Annotated in this window: 14 protein-coding genes; 13 read left to right on the top strand and 1 reads right to left on the bottom strand. The window is 26.5% G+C overall.

The features are described 5' to 3' along the window. Positions 1-87 precede the first annotated feature (87 nt). The 11 genes from JRW51_RS00535 (at position 88) to lysS (ending at position 16,615) form a co-directional block, all read left to right on the top strand. Positions 88-1,062: a hypothetical protein gene (locus JRW51_RS00535; RefSeq protein ID WP_250328740.1), complete on the top strand. Its 975-nt coding sequence runs from the start codon at positions 88-90 to the stop codon at positions 1,060-1,062. 4 nt (positions 1,063-1,066) lie between these two features. Further along, positions 1,067-2,059 carry a ribose-phosphate diphosphokinase gene (locus JRW51_RS00530; RefSeq protein WP_250328739.1) on the top strand — a complete coding sequence of 331 codons (993 nt, stop codon included), beginning with the start codon at positions 1,067-1,069 and terminating at the stop codon, positions 2,057-2,059. A gap of 18 nt (positions 2,060-2,077) precedes the next feature. Further along, the gene (pth, locus tag JRW51_RS00525; protein WP_250328738.1) at positions 2,078-2,647 is read left to right on the top strand and encodes an aminoacyl-tRNA hydrolase; all 570 of its coding nucleotides are present in this window, start codon (positions 2,078-2,080) and stop codon (positions 2,645-2,647) included. Then, positions 2,617-3,666: a tRNA lysidine(34) synthetase TilS gene (gene tilS, locus JRW51_RS00520; RefSeq protein WP_250328737.1), complete on the top strand. Its 1,050-nt coding sequence runs from the start codon at positions 2,617-2,619 to the stop codon at positions 3,664-3,666. Before pth ends, tilS begins: the two co-directional genes overlap by 31 nt. Positions 3,667-3,801: 135 nt before the next feature. Then, positions 3,802-4,428: a phosphoribosyltransferase gene (locus tag JRW51_RS00515; protein ID WP_250328736.1), complete on the top strand. Its 627-nt coding sequence runs from the start codon at positions 3,802-3,804 to the stop codon at positions 4,426-4,428. 72 nt (positions 4,429-4,500) lie between these two features. Then, positions 4,501-6,669, top strand: coding sequence for an ATP-dependent zinc metalloprotease FtsH (gene ftsH / locus JRW51_RS00510; RefSeq protein ID WP_250328735.1), 2,169 nt, complete (start codon positions 4,501-4,503; stop codon positions 6,667-6,669). Between the two features lie 95 nt (positions 6,670-6,764). After that, entirely contained in the window at positions 6,765-7,982 is a 1,218-nt protein-coding gene (locus JRW51_RS00505; RefSeq protein WP_250328734.1) for an ABC transporter ATP-binding protein, read from the top strand. Between the two features lie 151 nt (positions 7,983-8,133). Then, positions 8,134-9,576 carry an FtsX-like permease family protein gene (locus JRW51_RS00500; protein WP_250328733.1) on the top strand — a complete coding sequence of 481 codons (1,443 nt, stop codon included), beginning with the start codon at positions 8,134-8,136 and terminating at the stop codon, positions 9,574-9,576. A gap of 11 nt (positions 9,577-9,587) precedes the next feature. Then, entirely contained in the window at positions 9,588-11,924 is a 2,337-nt protein-coding gene (locus JRW51_RS00495) for an ABC transporter permease (RefSeq protein ID WP_250328732.1), read from the top strand. 80 nt (positions 11,925-12,004) lie between these two features. Further along, a complete protein-coding gene (locus JRW51_RS00490; RefSeq protein WP_250328731.1) occupies positions 12,005-14,989 on the top strand; it encodes an FtsX-like permease family protein in 2,985 nt (994 codons plus the stop codon). A gap of 75 nt (positions 14,990-15,064) precedes the next feature. After that, on the top strand, positions 15,065-16,615 hold the full coding sequence (gene lysS, locus JRW51_RS00485; RefSeq protein ID WP_250328730.1) for a lysine--tRNA ligase: 1,551 nt from the start codon (positions 15,065-15,067) through the stop codon (positions 16,613-16,615). On the opposite strand, the gene JRW51_RS00480 is transcribed toward lysS, so the two are convergent. Next, positions 16,612-17,535: a DegV family protein gene (locus JRW51_RS00480; protein WP_250328729.1), complete on the bottom strand. Its 924-nt coding sequence runs from the start codon at positions 17,533-17,535 to the stop codon at positions 16,612-16,614. The genes lysS and JRW51_RS00480 overlap by 4 nt on opposite strands. Positions 17,536-17,828: 293 nt before the next feature. Here JRW51_RS00480 and JRW51_RS00475 point away from each other — a divergent pair, with 293 nt between their 5' ends. Both JRW51_RS00475 and JRW51_RS00470 read left to right on the top strand, forming a co-directional pair. Next, positions 17,829-18,887, top strand: a complete 1,059-nt coding sequence (locus JRW51_RS00475) for a nicotinate phosphoribosyltransferase (RefSeq protein ID WP_250328728.1) — start codon at positions 17,829-17,831, stop codon at positions 18,885-18,887. A gap of 136 nt (positions 18,888-19,023) precedes the next feature. Then, positions 19,024-19,245: a FeoA family protein gene (locus JRW51_RS00470; RefSeq protein WP_250328727.1), complete on the top strand. Its 222-nt coding sequence runs from the start codon at positions 19,024-19,026 to the stop codon at positions 19,243-19,245. Positions 19,246-19,272 lie beyond the last annotated feature (27 nt).

The raw sequence follows: 19,272 nt of genomic DNA, 5'->3' as shown, positions 1-19,272 counted from the left end.
TTTAGATGAAAATTTTTAGAAAATTTTAAGTTCCTTTGATGTATATAGATAATAAAGTAAATTAAAAACAAATTAAATAAAGTAATTATGGAAGTAATCGTATTGTTAAATAAATTTGAAAATAATGTTAAAATTAATCCTTTGTTAATAGAACTTTTTGGTAAGAAAAATTTTGAAATTTGTATTGATCGATTAATTGAACAAAATTTCAAAACCATATGAGTAGTATGCAAGGAAGATGTCGAGATTTATAAATCAGCACTAAGAACAAAATACGAACAAATTAAATTCATATCTTCAAAAGAAGAATTAAAACCACAATCAGAAAATATTTTTGTCATCGAAGCAAGCAATATTTGCTTAAATAATGAATTTTTTGATCGTTTAGAAAAAGTTATTCGTGAAAAACAAGATTCAATAGATTATTTATTGTTTATATCGCAAACCCAACAAAATGAAGGATATTGAAGGGTTATTAGAAATCCACAACATCAAATTCTTGAACTTGTTCCAGATCAACAAAAACCAACAAACCAAAATCCGCAAGCATTGCCTGTTAAAGAAGTATATGCAAACATGATTTATGGTAAAACAAAAAGTATTCTTTCTTCGTTTGATTTAGCAATTTTTAAATGAGCGAATAATTTAATTAAAAAACGTAATTTAAGACCATTTGAATTTATGATTCCATGGGTTTTTTTAATTAGAATTGTTCATCCAGCTCAATTACCTAAAGTTGTCCAATTTTTTAACACACAAAAAATTTTCCAACTTTTAAATGAAGGAGCAATTATTTATTCTCCGCAACTTACTTATATATCACCATTTGCAAAATTCGGAAAAAGAGTTTCGATTCATCCTTTTGTAGTAGTTGATGGAAATTCTGAAATCGGAGATGATGTTGTTATAAATAGCAACGCTTATTTATTTAATGCTAAAATACCACCTAATACAATTGTTAAATGCGGTGAACAAATTGTTAACAGTGAACCTGTTAGCAGATCTAACAATGTGTCTGATAAAAAAGCAGATTCAAAATCAACAAAAAAACTTTTAAATTAAATTTATGAACTCTACTAACAATCAAAAAAAAGATGATGTTATTATTTTTGGTTTAAGTAAAGGTTATGAAATTGCTAAAAAAGTTGCCTTAAAAACAAATTTAAAATTAGGAGAAGTTGAAGTTCGTCACTTTCTTGATCAAGAAATGATAGTTCGGATTCTTTCATCAGTTCGTGATAAAAGAGTTTTTTTAATTCAATCAACATCAACTCCTGTTAATGATTCGTTAATGGAACTTTTAATCGCTATAGATTCACTAAAAAGAGCCAGTGCTAAACGAATTTACGTTGTTATGCCATATTTTGGTTACGCTCGTCAAGATCGAAAAGTGCATGGAAGAGAACCAATTACTGCTAAATTAGTGGCTGACTTACTAACATCGATTGGTTGTCATCGGATAACAACCTTTGATTTACATTCATCACAAATTCAAGGTTTTTTCAACATCCCAGTTGATGATTTGCATGCTGTTACTGAAATTTATAAATATTTAGCAACAAATATTTTCAATAAATATCCCAAAAAAGATTGTATCATTGTATCTCCTGACCAAGGAGGAATTGCGCGAGCTAGACAACTTGCAACAGCTGCAGATTTAGAAATCGCTATTATTGATAAAAGAAGACCGAAACCAAATGTTGCTGAAGTTATGAATATTTTAGGAAATGTCAAGGACAAAATTTGTATTATGATTGATGACATCATTGACAGTGGGGGAACGATTATTCGTGGATGTGATAAATTAAATCAATTTGGAGCTAAAAAAATTTATGTTATCGCAACTCATGCTGTTTTCAGCGGTGATGCTTGTAAAAATTTAAATCAATGCGATTCAATTGAAGAAGTTATTGTTTCAGATTCAATCCCATTATCAAAAGAAAAACATTTCCCTAAACTTCACATTATTAGTCTTGTTAACTTTTTATCTGATATCATCGCTGCTAATGTTTATGGCGATTCAATCAGTAAAGTTTATCAAAAACACACAACCCTTTAATTTAGCAAAAAATAATCAATGGATTTAATTATTGTTGGATTAGGCAATCCTGGAAATAAATACAAAGATACGATCCATAATCTTGGTTATTTAGTTATTGACAACCTTTTAGATAAGTTTGAACAAGAACATTTATCGTTTCAAAAAAGTAAATCATCAAACTTTGAAGCTTGAACTTTTAACAATTTTAAAGATAAAGATATTAAATTAATTTTAGTTAAACCAGCAACTTTCATGAATTTATCAGGAAATGCGATGATTGAAATTTTTTATAAATTGCGGTTTAAAGAAAAAAAAAATCTTTTAATAGTTCATGATGATGTTGATATTGATAAAAAAAAGGTTAAATGTTCGATTAATCAATCATCAGCAGGGCATAAAGGGGTTGAAGACATTATTTTAAAAATTGGAAACGGCTTTTGAAGGGTAAGAATTGGATGCAAATCATTTATTGATAATATGCCAACTATTGATATGGTTCTTTTTAATTTAAAAAATTCCCCCCTTTTATCTTCTTTAAGAGATCAGGTAGAAAATGGAGTCAAGGAAGTATTGACATGAATCGAAAAGAAGGCGTCGAATCTTTAGATTTAAAAATAAAAGATAGCCTATATTTTAATAGGCAAGAATTAGACAAACTAGATAAAAGAGGACAATATTTAATTGCTTTTAGTCACGGTCCTGACAGCACTTACTTAGTTTTATATTTAATAAATAAAGGTTTTAAAAATCTAATTTTAGCCCACGTTAATTACAAAGCAAGACCAGAATCTGACAGCGAAGAAGAAAAAGTTAAACTATTCGGACAAAAACACCATTTAAAAGTTGAAATTTTAAATGATGTTAACTCTTTTAAAACAACTCATCATCAAAATTTTCAAACAAACGCTAGACTATTAAGGTTTAGTTTTTTCTTAAAATTGGTCCAAAAATATCAAATAAAAGTCGTTTTTGTTGCAACAACATTTGATGATGTCATTGAAAATTTTATTTTAAGGGGTTTAAAAAAAAACTATTATGGTTTATTTATTCCCATTTTTAAAACGAAATATCAAAAGATCGTTATTTATCGACCATTACTTGAAACGCCTAAAAAAAAGATTTTAGAATATCTTATCAAACATAAAATAGATTATTGTATCGATAGTTCTAATAAAAATTTAACTTATAAAAGAAACATTGTTCGCTATCATATTAGACAAAAGTTAGATGAAAAAGATAAATATTTTATTTTTAATAATTTAATAATTCCATTCATTGATTATTATTTTAAAAACTTGAAAGAAGCCTTTCTTTTATTAAAAAAAAACACTTTCAATCAAGATAAATTAAATTTAAACATTTTAAACTATTCAAAACAAGAAATAGCTTTTCTTGCATTTCAGATTTGATTAAAAAAAGAATTACAAAAAATCATTCTTACCTATTATCCGTTTTCATATCCATCTTTTAAAGAATTAATTAATAAAGTTAGAAAATCAAAAAAATCAAATCTTGTTTTATTTGATTATTTTGAAAGATGGCAGATCATTTTAAATTTAAATATGATCGAATTAAAAAAGCTAAATCCAAAAAAAATTAAAAAAAATATACCAAATCTTTTATAATTTGGTAAAATTAAAGAATTATAAAGATTAAAATTATTATTTTTAGTTATAAAAATTTTTAAATAATAATATAATACTTATTTCTAAAACAACAAATTAAATACATTTCCCATCTTCTTTAAAGAACAATTAAATATGGAAAAAATCGAATTATTTTTAACAGCTCACGATATTCAAAAAAGAATCAAAAAATTAGCCGCTGAAATTAATGAATTTTTAAAAACAACAACAAATCCAGTTATTTTCGTTGGAGTTTTAAAAGGCGCATTCATTTTTTTAGCTGATTTAATTAGATATATCGACTATCCAATCGAAATAGATTTTATACAAATTCTAACAACCGATGACGATGATCCGATGCGTCTAAAAATCAACTCTTCAAGTTCAAGTAATTTTAAAATTATTTCAGATGTTACAGTTGATCTAAAAGATAAAACGGTTTTCTTAGTTGATGAAATCATTGATTCAGGACTAACTTATAAATTATGTACTGATCACATCTTAAAAAAACATAAACCAAAAGTATTAAAAACTGTTGTTTTATTAAATCGTTATCAAACTGTTGATAAAGCTGTCAAAATCGATTATGTTGGTTTTAATATTGAAAAAGGTTATGTTATTGGTTATGGTCTTGATTATAGAAATCGTTTCCGTTATTTCCCATATATTTCCTTCTATCATTCAGATAAAATTGAAGATATAAAAACGCAACATTCTAATAATAAAAAATCGCATGAAATGATAAAAAGTTTAAAAATATAGATTTTTAATTTTTTACGTTTTATAAGAAAATTTATTTAGTTGAATATAAAAGAATAAAATAGCAATTTCAAAATGTCTTTAACACCGAATCAAAAACCAAACACACCCAACCCTAACAATCCAAATAATCCCAATCAACCCCAGCGCCCCCCTTTATCAAGGAATAAATATATTATTTATTGGGTTATTGGTGGAATTATTTTAGTTTTTCTGATTTATTTTTTATTTTTCTATAACCGTTATAAGTTTTATGACCCAAGAGCACTAGCTGAACAATTAAATAGTCTACAGGGTAAAATAGATTTATCAAAAAGTCAAGGCGTTTTTTCTTTCTTAAATAATTATTACCTTGGTAATTTCACTATTTATTTAAAAGATGGGACAGTTTTGTATTATCAAACTGGGTTTACCAGCGATATGAACGTATTAGATGGATGATTTAATATTCTAGAAAAAGCACTTCCAGGAGCAATTTTTATTCAACAAGGCGGAGCTAGTCTATTTTCTTCAATTTTACAATTTCTTATTCCTGCTTTAGTATTAGGCGCTATCTTCTTTTTCATAATGAGATATTCAATGAAAGGAAAAGGACTTGATTTCAATTTAAAGAAAAATAAATCTGTATTTGGAGTATCAACAACAAAATTCCATGATGTCGCAGGGTATTCTGAAGAGAAAATTGAACTTGAGGAAATAGTCCATTTCTTATCACATCCAACTAAATATATTGCGATGGGTGCAAGAGTACCAAAAGGAGTATTAATGGTTGGTGCACCTGGAACTGGTAAAACATTATTTGCGAAAGCAGTCGCTGGTGAAGCTGGAGTGCCGATTATGGTTATTTCTGGAAGTAATTTTGTTGAATTATTTGTTGGTTTAGGTGCTGCTAGAGTAAGAGAAATGTTTGCTGTTGCTCAAAAATCATCTCCATGTATTATTTTCATTGATGAGATTGATGCTGTTGGAAGACAAAGAGGCGCTGGAATGGGTGGCGGTAATGATGAGCGTGAACAAACCCTTAACCAGTTATTAGTTGAAATGGATGGATTCCAAAAAAATAAAGGAATTATTGTTCTTGCTGCAACTAATAGACCTGACGTTTTAGATCCAGGTTTATTAAGACCAGGAAGATTTGATAGAACGGTTATTTTCCATGTTCCTACTGTTTCTGAAAGAGAAGCTATTTTAAAAGTTCATTCTCGGAATAAAAATATTGCTTTTGATGTTGATTTTTTAAATATTGCTAAAAGAACGCAAGGTTTTACAGGAGCACAACTTGAAAATGTTATAAATGAATCAGCTTTACTTGCTACTAGAAAAAACAAAACAATTATTGAGCTTGAAGATATTGATGAAGCGATTGATAGAACAATTGGTGGTTTAGCAAAAACTACGAAAAAATATGTTGATCGAGAAAAAATGCTTATTTCATATCATGAATGTGGGCACGTTGTAATCGGATTAATTTTAGAAGGAGCGCATGAGGTTCAAAAAGTAACAATTATTCCACGTGGTTTCGCTGGAGGATATACGTTAATGACTCCAAAACAAGAATTAATGCTTGAAACGAAAAAAGATTTATATGATCGAATTATTGGACTTTTAGGTGGGCGTGCATCTGAAGAAATTGTTTTTGGACCAGATGAAATAACAACTGGAGCAAAAGATGATATTTCTAAATCAACAATGATTGCTCATAAAATGGTAGCAGAATTAGGAATGAGCGATTTAGGATTAATTGAATATGAAAAAGCTTCAAATGATCCATTCTTAGGTCGTGATTATACAACTTGAAAATCACATTCTTCAGTAACTGCAACTAAAATTGATGATGAAGTTAAAAAAATCATTGATCAATGTTATGCAAAATGTAAAGACATTTTAAATAAAAATCGGAAACTATTAGATTTATTAGCAACCAGTTTAAAAGAAAGAGAGATTCTAACAAGAGAACAAATTCTTTATATTTATAAACATTTAAAACCATTACCAAAACAAATAAGTCATGAAAAAAATGCTCCCAAATTAAAAAGCAAAAAAATCATAATCAAACAAGAAAACCCAACTTCTGAACCAATGGTAGTTGGTCAAAAAGCAGATGATCATTTTGATAACATAAACGAAAACGATCAAGAGAGCGGGAAAGTTATTTATCCAACAAAAGATGATGATACTAAGGTTTCAAAAGATGATAAATCTACTGGACCAAAAGGGCTTGATGATATCCAAGATGACGAATAAATTAAAAAGTTTTAAGACTATGATAATTATTTTAAAATATATTAAATATAATATTAATAAAAAAAACAATAGTTTATACAAAATAAATGCTTAACATGAGTGATAAACATAAACTAAAAGCTGAAACTACAAATGGTAAGAATTTTGAAAGCGGGATTCCCCAAAAACTTTCACAACTTAATAGCAACAAAGAAAATGACATTAAAAAAAGTGAAAATGGGCTTAAACCAAAAAAAGTTAAATCTCAAAATTCTTTTTTAAGAAGTATTTTTAAAAGTAAAAAAACTGATAAAAAGATAGACTCAAAAAATAAAGCTTCTTCTAATGAAAAAAGCTCAGTTAATGCTGAAATTAACAAACTAGATGTTCAAGTTTCTGCTAGTGAAAAAAAACTCCAGGAAAAAATTAAACAATTTAAAGATACAAAGCGACAGATTAAATCCACTCTAAAAGAACAAAAAACAGACGTTAAAAAACTTTGAGGCGAGCAGAAAAAAGAAGTTAAGAAAATAAATCTTTTAAAACAAAAATATTCAAAAAGAATTATTTATAATCACGAAATAATTCCCCATTTTACAAAAGATAAACCTAATTTAGAAGAAAATATTATCGAACTAAAAAACGCTTATAAATATTACATTCTTGGAACATTAAAAAATGTCGTTATTAATAATATTTCTTTAGATATTCAACGTGAAAAAATAATAACTATTCTTGGTCCATCAGGTTCAGGGAAAACGACCCTTTTAAATTTAATGAGTGGGCTTGATTCAGTTAATCAAGGTGATGTTTTTGTTGATGGTTATAATCTATCTCTTTTAAAAGATTCACATTTAACCCTTTTTAGAAGGAAAAAAATTGCTTTTATCTTTCAACAGTACAACCTTTTACCGCATTTAACTGCTAAAGAAAACGCTGAAGTTGGCGAAAATCTTGCTGATAAGAAAAAAAGTTCTTTATCATTGAATAAAATCTTTGAAACGATTGAAATGACCGAACATATGAACAAATATCCTTATCAGCTTTCAGGCGGACAACAACAAAGAATTAGTATTGCAAGGGCATTAGCTAAGAACCCTTCAATTCTATTTTGTGATGAACCGACAGGAGCTTTGGATGAAAAAACTGGAAAAAAAGTTCTTGAAATTTTAGTTAAAATTAACAAAGAATTTAAAACAACGATCATCATTGTTACGCACAACCCAGCAATCGCTGAAATATCAGATTGAATCATTAAGATTCATGATGGAGCAATCGATTCAAAATACGAAAATAAAAATATTAAAAGTCCTCAAGATATTGTTTGAGCTTAATTTTTTATTTTAAGAGGTTGTTTTTGATTAAACAGCCAAGATTAAACTATTTTAGATTACAAAATAGTTTCCTTTTATTTTTAGAAAGGTCATAAAAAGATATTTAGTATTACATTGCTTATTTAGTCGTTTATAAGGTTTAAATAAAATGATGAAAAAAATTAAAGAAATTTTTAAAGCACCAAAATTACTGTTCAGAGCATCTGTTTTTTCAATCTTTTATTACTTTTTTCAATTATTGTTCTTAGTAGTTTTGTTATCTTTTTCTGTTGGTGTAGTCGCAGGATTAGCTAGCGGTTCATTTCTTTTAGATAAAAATTATGATAATTTTAGAGATAGAAGTAATCCATCTTTAGTTTATTTTGATTTAAAAAACACAAAGTATTCTAAACAAGATGCAAAACATCCAATTTTTGATGGAGCTGAAGGTTTTAAAGATTACCTTGTGTTACCACCTTCTAAAGTGGATCCAAAAAAGGCTACTGGAATTGATTCAATTGTTGATCATATTTCAACTTATTTTAATAAACAGTTAAATCAAGATTTAAAAACATCCAACAATCAATATTTTCATATTATGTTTCGCGATACGAGAATTTTAGAAGATCAATCTATTTCTAAGACTTTCAAAGTTGTTAACTATGATTCTGATCACAATAATACTGATAAAATTTTAATTGAACAAGGAAGAGGACCGCAAGATAATCATGAAATTATGGTTTCTTCAATTTTTGCGCAAAGGAATAACGTTAATGTTGGTGAATATTATGTTATTTTTGGTCAATCTTATAAAGTCGTTGGTATCGCTAATTCTTGAGATTTCACTTATCCTTTAATAAATAATTTTAATGTAGTCACCGACAACACAAATAACGGCATAATTTATGCTTATAAAACAGCATTTTATCAACTTGATAATTCAAAGTTTCGTCAACCTCAATTTATAACCCTTTCTAGTACAGATCGTGAAATATATTTAATCGGAGGAGTTGATCAAAAATATCGATCAGCTAATAATTTTCCAGAAATAGAGAAAGATATTACAACTATTTTAAAAAATTTTACTGCCTCAAAAGTATTTAATGACTCTCCATTGTTACAAAGTTGATTTGATGGATATAAAAAATATGATGCAAATAACGACTCTGCTGGTTATTACTATTATCGTACCCATTTAACCACTAAAGCAATAACATACATTCAACTTTTCACAATTATTTTTTCTGTCTTTATTTTATTTATTACTTTGTTTATTTTCTACAACCTTTATAAAAGAAGATTTAAATTAGAAAAATACAATATTAAAGTTTTTTGTTTTCTAGGTTATAGCAGACAAGAGATAAAAAACGGATATTTATCTTGAACATATATAATTTTTATTTTATCAGCCTTTTTAATTATATTTATCTCTGTTTTTTGTCAATGGGTCTTGTTAAGATTATTCAATAACTTTTTTACAATTCCGATTATTGTCAATTTCTTACCTTTATTAATTACTTTTGTAATAGTTTTTTTGATCGTCTTTTCTTTTATCGTTGCCTTTAGTAATGGATTTGTAGGGTTTGAAATAGCTAAAATATTAGAACCAGAATAAAAATTAAAATTATGAAACGATTATTTAATTACCTATCTTTTAAAAAAGAATATAAAAATCTCAAAAAAGAAACGGTTGAAAAAATAAAGACAGAATTTTCAAAAGAAAAAGAAGTAAATAAAAAAGAAGATCATAAACCAGAAAATTCTTTTTTTTCTACGATTAGAAATCACTATGCATCATTTGTTTTTGAATCAAAGATCAAATTAACTTTTTTTAGAAATAATAAATTTAAAGTTCTTGTTAATTTTTTTCTTCTTTTCATTTCATCAATTTTATTTCTTTTAATTTTTACGATTCCTTCAGTTTTAGGAAGTTATAGTTATTCAGTTTTTCATAATCTTTCGCCATATGTTTCACAGATTCAATACACAACACCCCCGCTTAACAGCGCCCATGTTAATCAAATAAACCAGGCAACAAGCGCAGAGAAGTGGATTAAAAACCCATACCCTTATCTAGCTGAAAACCCTTGCTATAATAATTCTCAAAATCCTTGATGTCAACAATTAGAAAAAAACGGATTAAATAATGAGACATTTATTCAAGTTGGAGATAAATATTCAAACCAAACAACCCCTGTCTACGGAACCTTTAATCCATATAGTGGTGATAAATATCATGCTTATATGTCGTTTGGAGGCAGTCCTGATAAATCAACTTTAACAAAATATGCTACTTATTTAGGGGGGATGGCAATTGATACAACTTGAATTAAAAAAGTTGAAGAATATTATAAAGGTAAACCAGCGATGAGTAAATTGGTATGTCAAGTTATCGGAGAACCAGGCTCAGATCCTGGAAAATGCATTTTAAACGCTATAAGCAAGGAACTGCCATATTATCTAAGACAACAAATTCTTGATAAAAAAGGAACAAATTTAAATAATAAATTTTCTTTATTATTCGGAAGAATTCCTTATGAACCTAAAATTTCAGAACTTTATACTTATCTTAATGGTAAAATAAAAGATTCATCCCAAGAAAAAGGCGATGGTGCTAACATTCAAGTTTGAGGTTTAAATAAAAATAGCCGCTTAAATTTTTTAAATAAATATAAGATAAAACCAATTGATTTTCAAAATACTCATAAGGATAATCGTTTTACCTGAGATGTAGTCATTAATAAAGCAACAGCTCATTTATTAGGTTTAGAATATACAACACAATATCCAACATTTACATTTACACCACAAATTCCTGCTATTTTCGAAACAAGCAATAAATCTAATACTTCATCTCTTGCTAAATTTTCATATTTTCATCGGAATGTGGTTGATGCTGAAAATGAGAATAAACAACAAGGAACACTAAATACTGCATTTAAAATGTGTGTAAAAAGTGGATACAGGTCAGATTGTACAACTGATAACGTAGATGCATTCACAAAGAATGGCTTTTTTCAATTTGGATGAGGATATGATAAGATCCCCGCTTCACCTACAACAAATAATAGTGTTTCTAATATAGTAAATTCATTAAGTTGGCCTAGTGATGCTCCTAAACTATCCTTTAACATTCAAAACGTATCAAATCCCCACCCGATTACGATTAGAATCAAAGGGGTTATTAATCAACCTGGTAATCCGTTAATTTATGCCCCTCAAGAAGATGTTAACTATTCAATGTTATATAATGCAAATCCTAGCATTCAAAAAAAGCTAGATAATAACGATCTTTGGTGAATGCTTTACACAGAACAATATTTCAACGGTAAATTATCAAAATTAGATGATCCGCTTGACTTAACTAACTTTACAATCGCTAATTCATATGGAGATTATTCACAACCATCGCTTACAGGAGGAACTTTTTATTCTTGAATTACACAAAACAAGGTGGGAACCACTTTACAAAACGTGTCATACAACAACAATATTAAAAGTGTCATACAGTCGATATTTACGCCAAATATTTTTAAAACAACGGTCCTTAGATTAGTTCTTAGTTTATTTTTTCTTTTCCTTTTCCTTGCCCTTTTAATTTTTACCATTTCTTCGATTATTATGTCTAGTACTTCAAACATGGCGATTTTAACTTGAAGAAAATCAATAACTGTTATGAAGATGTTGGGATATACAAATAGAGAAGTTTCAAGATTATCAATCGGATTTTTATTTTGAATATTTATTTTTAGTTTTATTACAGCTACGGTCATTTATTTGGTTTCACTTTTATTTGTTTTAAATAAATTATTTACTATGACAAACTTCTTTATTCCAATTACCTTCACTTTATGAATAATTCCAGCTGCATTTATAGTTATGGCAATGGTTTATGGTATTACAAAATGATTATCATTTAGATCAATTACAAGACTAACAAGCCAAGAAGTATTAAATAGTTAAATTATTTCTTTATCTTTTTTCCAACCTCTTCTTTCCTTATATAATTTTTATAAATAAACTAAAAATTATCATCATTATTTGTGTATTTATTTTTCAAAAATAATTTAAAAGATCTAAAAAATAATCTTCTTGTTTTTATTGCGATTGTTTTCCTTGTTCTTATTGGGTTTGGTATTTTTAATGGTATTTTTGAATACAATAACCAGTTTAAAACAGAAGTTCACTCAGCCTTTAAGAGCGGTAAACTTCGTGATGGATATATCGATGATGCAGAGTTTAAATCACTTTTAACTGCAAATCCAAACAAACCAGAGGATGAAATAGTAAAAGATCTTTCAGAGCAGTTAAATAGGACTAACGATCAATTTAAAATATCAAATCCAAATTGATCTTTTTCATGAGATACGCATCAAGTTTACAATTACATAGTAACCACACAGATAAAAATTGATTACTATAAATTCATTCAATATGATAAACTACTTTATTATTCTAACAATTTACTTCAGTTAAAAGGCAAACTACCATCAAATAAGAATGAAGTTTTAGTACCTTATAAATATTTACAACTAAATAATTTAAAAATAGGCGATACTATCGATTTATCAAGTGTTGGTAAATTTAAAATATCAGGAACAGTTTTGTTACCACAATATTTATTTTTTGATTTTATATCAAGAACTTTTCCTGATTATAAAAACCAAATATTTTTAATTTTTAATCAATTAGATGATAAAACAACATCCAATTTTAAGATTCATAATACTAATACTGATTCTTTTCAAATCCAATTTAATGATTCTAATTTATCTTCAGATAGCAAAGAAAAAGCGATTTCTCAAATTAACAAAGATTTAAAAAATAACTTTCAACAACAAAAATACAAAGGGGAAATTAATTTTTATCAGACATTTTCTGCCCATGATAGTTTTGTGAATCTAATTATTAATCGGATTAAAGGAATTAATTTATTTTCTTATGCAATTATTTCGATTATTTTTTGTTTAACAGAATTTCTTATCATTTTAATTTTAAAAAGAAAAATTAAAACTTCACGTTATCAATTGGGGATTTTTAAAGCAAACGGATTTAGCACGATTCAATTGGTAATTATAAATCTTGCTATGCCGATTGGGATTTTAGTTACTGGTGGACTAATCGCTATTCCAGTCAGTTATGCTATATATGCAACCATAAGGGGTGCTAGCTACAGCATTTTTGCCTTTAGTGTTTCTTTGGTTCCTTTTGTTAGTAATTGATTGATTATTATTTATAGTTTTTTTGGGGTATTTTTTATTGTTTTGCTAATTTCAGGTATTGTTTTGTATATTAATTTACAAGAAAAACCATTAAATTTAATCACTATTGAAGATCAGCCGATCAAACACATTGCATTCGCACGAACAATTAATGTTTTCAAAAAAACACCTTTTATTGTTCGATTTAGAATATCACTCTTTTTAAATTCATTACGTAAAATTTTATTTATTTTTATTTCAACTGTTTCGACAACATTTTTAGTTGCGATTGGTATTTTAGGAATGACTTTTTCACCGCTTATTTTAAATGAAGCTAAAAATGCAATGCGTTTTGAATATATGTATCAATTAGATGGTAATTGAAAATATAAAGGAAGCGATAATCAGAAGGCATCACCTTTTAATAAAAACAGTTTAAATAATCCGTTTTCTTTGTTTTATCCAAAAGATCAACCTCAAAACCCTTTTATATATACACCCACTGATAAAAATACTTATCTTTATGATGATACAAATCAACGTCTATTCGTTAATAAGGGACCGGTGAAAAAACTCAAAGACTTGGAAAAATGATTGATTGCTGTTGGCGAAAATATGAAAAACGAATTTTTGAATAAGAACAATAATCATTTAAAAATTAATCAAGCGTCATTTTCATATATAGATTTTTCTGCTTCAGGCGATTCTATAACTTTAAAACAAAACACGTCTTCTAAAACTCCAACACAGGTTACGGTTACTAAAAAGGACCTTGAAGAGTTTTCAATATCAGAAAGTAATTGGAATATTTTATTTAATTTTGCAAAAGACAGCAGTTATTCAATTTATTTTAATCTTTATCCTTATAATTCTCTCCAAAATTTATATTATTTTTCTATACCTTTAAAACTATTTGACAAACAGTACATTGGTATGGATTTAAATTTGATACCAGATCAATCAGGAAATATTGATAATTATTTTGGGTTTTTAACGAAAAAAATTCTTGACGGAACAAGCATTAATGTCGATAATAATAAAGAAATTGATATATCAGCCGTTGTTAATACAGTTACAAGTAAACTTTTTAATAATATAAAAGGTGGCGGTTCTGTTACTTTTTCTGGAGAAAATAAAAATCAATATAAAATTCATTTACATATAACACATGTTATCAATGACTTTAACTTTAATCCAAAAGTTTATCTTAAAACTTCTGATTCAGATTTAGAAAATTTAATTTATAACCAAAATGCACCTTTTAATCAATTTTCAACTTATTTACTTAGTTTAAATAAAACAATCGATTCAAATAGATTTACTACTATTTTAATGTCAGGAGCAAAGTTTAGCCTTGCTAACATGAAAAGTCCATACATTTTTGTTTTAAATAAAAAATTTATTATAGATATTGTAAAAAACAACCTTCAATTAATTACAACATTTTTCTTAATTTTTTCTGTGGTTAGTCTTTTAATAAGCTTTTGTGTTATGTTTGTTTCGTTTAATATTATTGTTTTTGAAAACCGGAAAGTTATCGCTGGAATGAAACTATTAGGCTATAAAAGCAGTGAATTATCAATTTCATTTTTATTTATATATATTTTATTTATTATTATCGGAGTTATCGTTGGTTTAGTTGTTAATTACTTTGTCCTTAGTTTTATAATGAACTTAGTGTCATCAAAATTAAAACTATATTTTGTTTTACCATATCCGTGGTATATATTTTTAACTGCAGCGGTTTTAATTGCTTTCTTAATACTTTTTTCTTACTTTTTATCAAAAAAACAGATTGAAAAAATTTCTTATCGCCAAATTTTTTAAGACAATTTTTATAATAATTAATAAAGCAGAATTATTTATAATCTAAGTTAATTAAAATTTTATTAACCAAAAACTATGACTTCAGAAGAGACAAAATTTTTAAACGTAATTGCAAAAGAATCTGAAAAAATAAAAAACCTACCAAAAGATCTAAAACTTTTTAATTTAAAAGAAGCAACAAATACGACAATTTTTAAATTATCAAAGTATAAGGATTATGAAAATAATCAACTTGAAGAATTAAAAACATTTATGGTGTTTGGGCGCTTAATTCAAAAGCGAATTATGGGTAAAAATGCTATATTCGCAACCCTTTTAGGGTTTAGTAAAGTTGATGAAGATTTACATTCCAAAATTCAAATTTACTTAAATAAAAAAAACTGTTCTTCTGAAGACATTGATTTATTTACTAAATTAGATTTAGGCGATATTATTTGAGTTGAGGGTAATTTATTTAAAACAAAATTAAATGAATTAACTATAAGAGTTACTAAGTTTAAATTATTAAGCAAAATTTATAATACTTTACCTGATAAATTTCATGGTTTAAAAAACATCGAACTTATTTATAGAAGAAGATATTTAGATCTTATTTTCAATAAAGATTCAAAACAAAAATTTTATTTAAGAAACAAGATCATTCAATATATTCGCTCATTTTTTATTAATTATGGCAGTTTAGAAGTTGAAACCCCAACGTTACAAGAACTTTATGGTGGGGCGTTTGCTAAACCATTTACCACTTTTTACAATGTTTTAAAAACAAAATACTTTTTAAGAATAGCAACTGAAATTTATTTAAAAACATTAATAGTTGGAAATATTCACAGTGTTTTTGAAATTGGTAAAAATTTTAGAAACGAAGGTCTTTCTCCAAATCATAACCCAGAATTTACAGCTATTGAGTATTATGAAGCAAATGCTGATTTAGAAGATATGATGGATAGAACAGAACAATTATTCATCGAAATTAAAGATAAATTTTTTAAAGAAACGAAATATCTATCTAATTTAAAACCAAATGAAGAAATTTTTATTGCAAAAGATAAACCATGAAAAAGAATTAGTATGGTTGAATCTATTTTCAAGATAACAAAAATTAATTTTTTAGAAATTAAAACTTTTGAAGAGGCATTAAAATTGGCAAAAGAACATAATATTAATGTTCAAAAACATGAAAATTCAATCGGACATATTATTAATTTATTTTTTGAGCATTATGTTGAAAAAACGTTAATTCAACCAACCTTTATTTATGATTTTCCCGCTGAAATAAGCCCATTAGCTAAATTAAGTGAAAAAAATAAACATTTCGCACAACGTTTTGAATTGTTTATTGACGGGAATGAATATGCAAATGCTTTTAATGAATTAAATGATCCAATTATTCAATATCAAAAATTTAAAAATCAATTAGTTGAAAAACAATTAGGAAATGAAGAAATCTCAACGATTGATTTTAATTATTTGCAAACTTTAACTTTCGGACTTCCTCCGACTGGCGGTTTAGGGATAGGAATAGATAGAATGATAATGTTTTTTACTAAAAGTCAATCAATTAGAGATGTTATTTTATTTCCGCAATTGAAACCCTTAAACAAACACGACGATAAAGAAAATAATTAATAAAAATCGTTTTCTTTAAAATACATAATATCTTGATCGATAAATAAATCGTCAACTAGAGAACAAAATCCAATAATTTCTGGTCCAACATGGGTTAATATAACACACGGCATATAGGAGAAATAAACTTTAATATCATCTTCAAAAACGTCATTAATTAATTTTTTAACTAAATTAATTAAATTATCGTCATGCTTAGCAACCGCTACTAGAAGTTTTTTAACAGGAACATTATTTTTTTTACCATTCAATTTTAAATAATTCAAAATTTTTTTAATTCCTTTGATTTTATTTCTTGTTTTATACCAATAATCTAATTTACCATTTTTCAATGATAAAACAGGGTATATAGAAAGAATATTTGTAAGTGCAGCAACGGTTTTAGAAACTCGACCACCTCTTTTTAATCATTTCATATTTTGAACTATAAAGAGAGCAAAGTTATTCTTTGAAAACAAGGAAATATAATTATCTATATCAACGAATGTTTGAAAATAATTAATATTTTGATAAACTTTAACGACTAAATAAAATAAAATAATACCAACAAAATTAGTGTCAACGACATGAACTTGATTAAGATTAAAGTTTTCTTTTATTAATATTTTAATGTTATTATAAAAACTACTAATGCCTTTAGAAATCGGAAAAATTAGAATATTTTCATATCCTTCTTCTAGATACTGTTGGATTAATTTTTTTAATTCAAATAAATTTCCTTGACTTGTTAAAAGACCAGTTGTTTCAATCAGATTATAAAATTCTTCCCTTGTAATATCAACTCCATCATCGCGGTAATTTTTATGATTTTTAATATTAAAAATGTACAAACTTATAAATCCAAACGAATACTTTTCAGCTTCTTCTTTCGTTAGTCCAATCGATGAGTCGATAATAATTTTTGTTTTTTTTATATCCATGTTTTGTTGATTTTAAAGCAAATTTTTATTAAATAATATCTTTTATTTTAATGTAGTCTTTCTGCTTTATTATATTATTTAACAAAGATTATTCATGAAGGCGAGTTTCTTTGATTAAATTATTAAATAAATTATATAATATATGCAAATGTGAAAAGTTTATAAAAAAGAAGATAATCCAGATCTAGACATTACTCGTGAAATCATTTTAGAAGACACTTTAGATGATATAGACACTGATGATATAGAAGAATAAAATCACAAATTTTAATTTAGATTAATTCAGAAAAAAAATGATAAAATATCCAAGTCAATCATCTTTATATTTTCATCACGCTGCAATAATAGCAGAAAAAGTTAAAAAAAATACTATTGTTACAGTTCAATATTTTCAACCATCTTTAGATAATGTTATGCTGGTTGGCATCAAAGAAGCATTAAAAATTTTAGAAAAATACACTGATACTTCAAAATTAAAAATTCAATATATTGAAGAAGGAACCATTATTCAAAGAAACGAACCAGTTTTAAAAATCACCGGACCATATCATTTATTCGGTTATTTAGAAAACATGATTGATAGCGTTTTAACAAGAGGTTCAAGTGTTGCAACAAATGTTCAAAAAATTATAAATTTAGTTGGACCTAATCGTTTAATTATTATGTCTGATCGTGGAGATCATTATGATAATTTAGCACGCGATGGATATGCCGCTGCAGTTGCTGGTGCTACCATGTTTTCAAATTATGAACAGTTAAAATTAATTTCTGACAAACAAAGAGAAACTTGTAAAGTTTTTGGTTCAGTTCCGCATGCACTAATTCAATTGTTTAATGATGATGTTAATGATGTAGTAAAAAATTATGCAGAAATAATTAACGAAAAACTAATCATTTTAGTTGATTTTGACAACGATATAATTAACACAACCTTAAAGGTAATGGAAAATCATCATCAAAATTTAATCGGAGTAAGGGTTGATACAAGTCCAAGAATTATAGATAAATATTTTTATGAAAATGGATATTTAAAAGAAGCTAAATTTGATCCAAAATATAGTGGATCAAATCCAATTTTAATATCTGCACTAAGAAAAGCGCTGGATAATAACGGGTATCAAAACCAAAAAATAATTATCAGTTCAGGACTTACATACGAAAAAATAAAATACTTTGAAGATCACAAAACTAAAATAGATGGTTATGGGGTTGGTTTAAGTCTTTTAAAAGTTAATGTTATTTTTACTTGTGATGCAGTTAAGTTAAACGATAAACCTTTAGCTAAATTTGGAAGAAAAGAGTATTTTTCAAAACAATTAAAAATTTATATACCACCTAAAACATTAAAATAATAACGAATATTTTATTTTTATGGTATATTATTACTATATAAAAAAATAAGGTTCGTTATTTACAAGACCTTATTTTGTTACTCTTTTTATTTATTATTTATTTGCTTTAGAAAAAGCAAAGTAGAAAGACCATAATATGCATTTATTACAAATGAAATTAGGAGAGAGTGGTGTTATAAAAAAAATTAATACCAAAGATAAAGATAAATTAGAACTGTTTAAACTTGGAGTGTGAGAAAATTCTAAGATTAAATACGTATATCATTCACCAGCAAAATTTAGTCGCGCTTTTTTAATTAATGATTCTAACCTAGTTGTTTTTTCAAGAGATTTTTGTCCTTTCATTGAGTTAATGTAGTCTTCTTATATTAACAATAAATTAATA

It is taken from the genome of Mycoplasma sp. SG1 (assembly GCF_023612375.1).
Classification (GTDB): Bacteria; Bacillota_I; Bacilli_A; order Mycoplasmatales; family SG1; genus SG1.
Note: the sequence above shows the minus strand (reverse complement) of the source record. Positions and strands in the feature narration are given on the sequence as shown.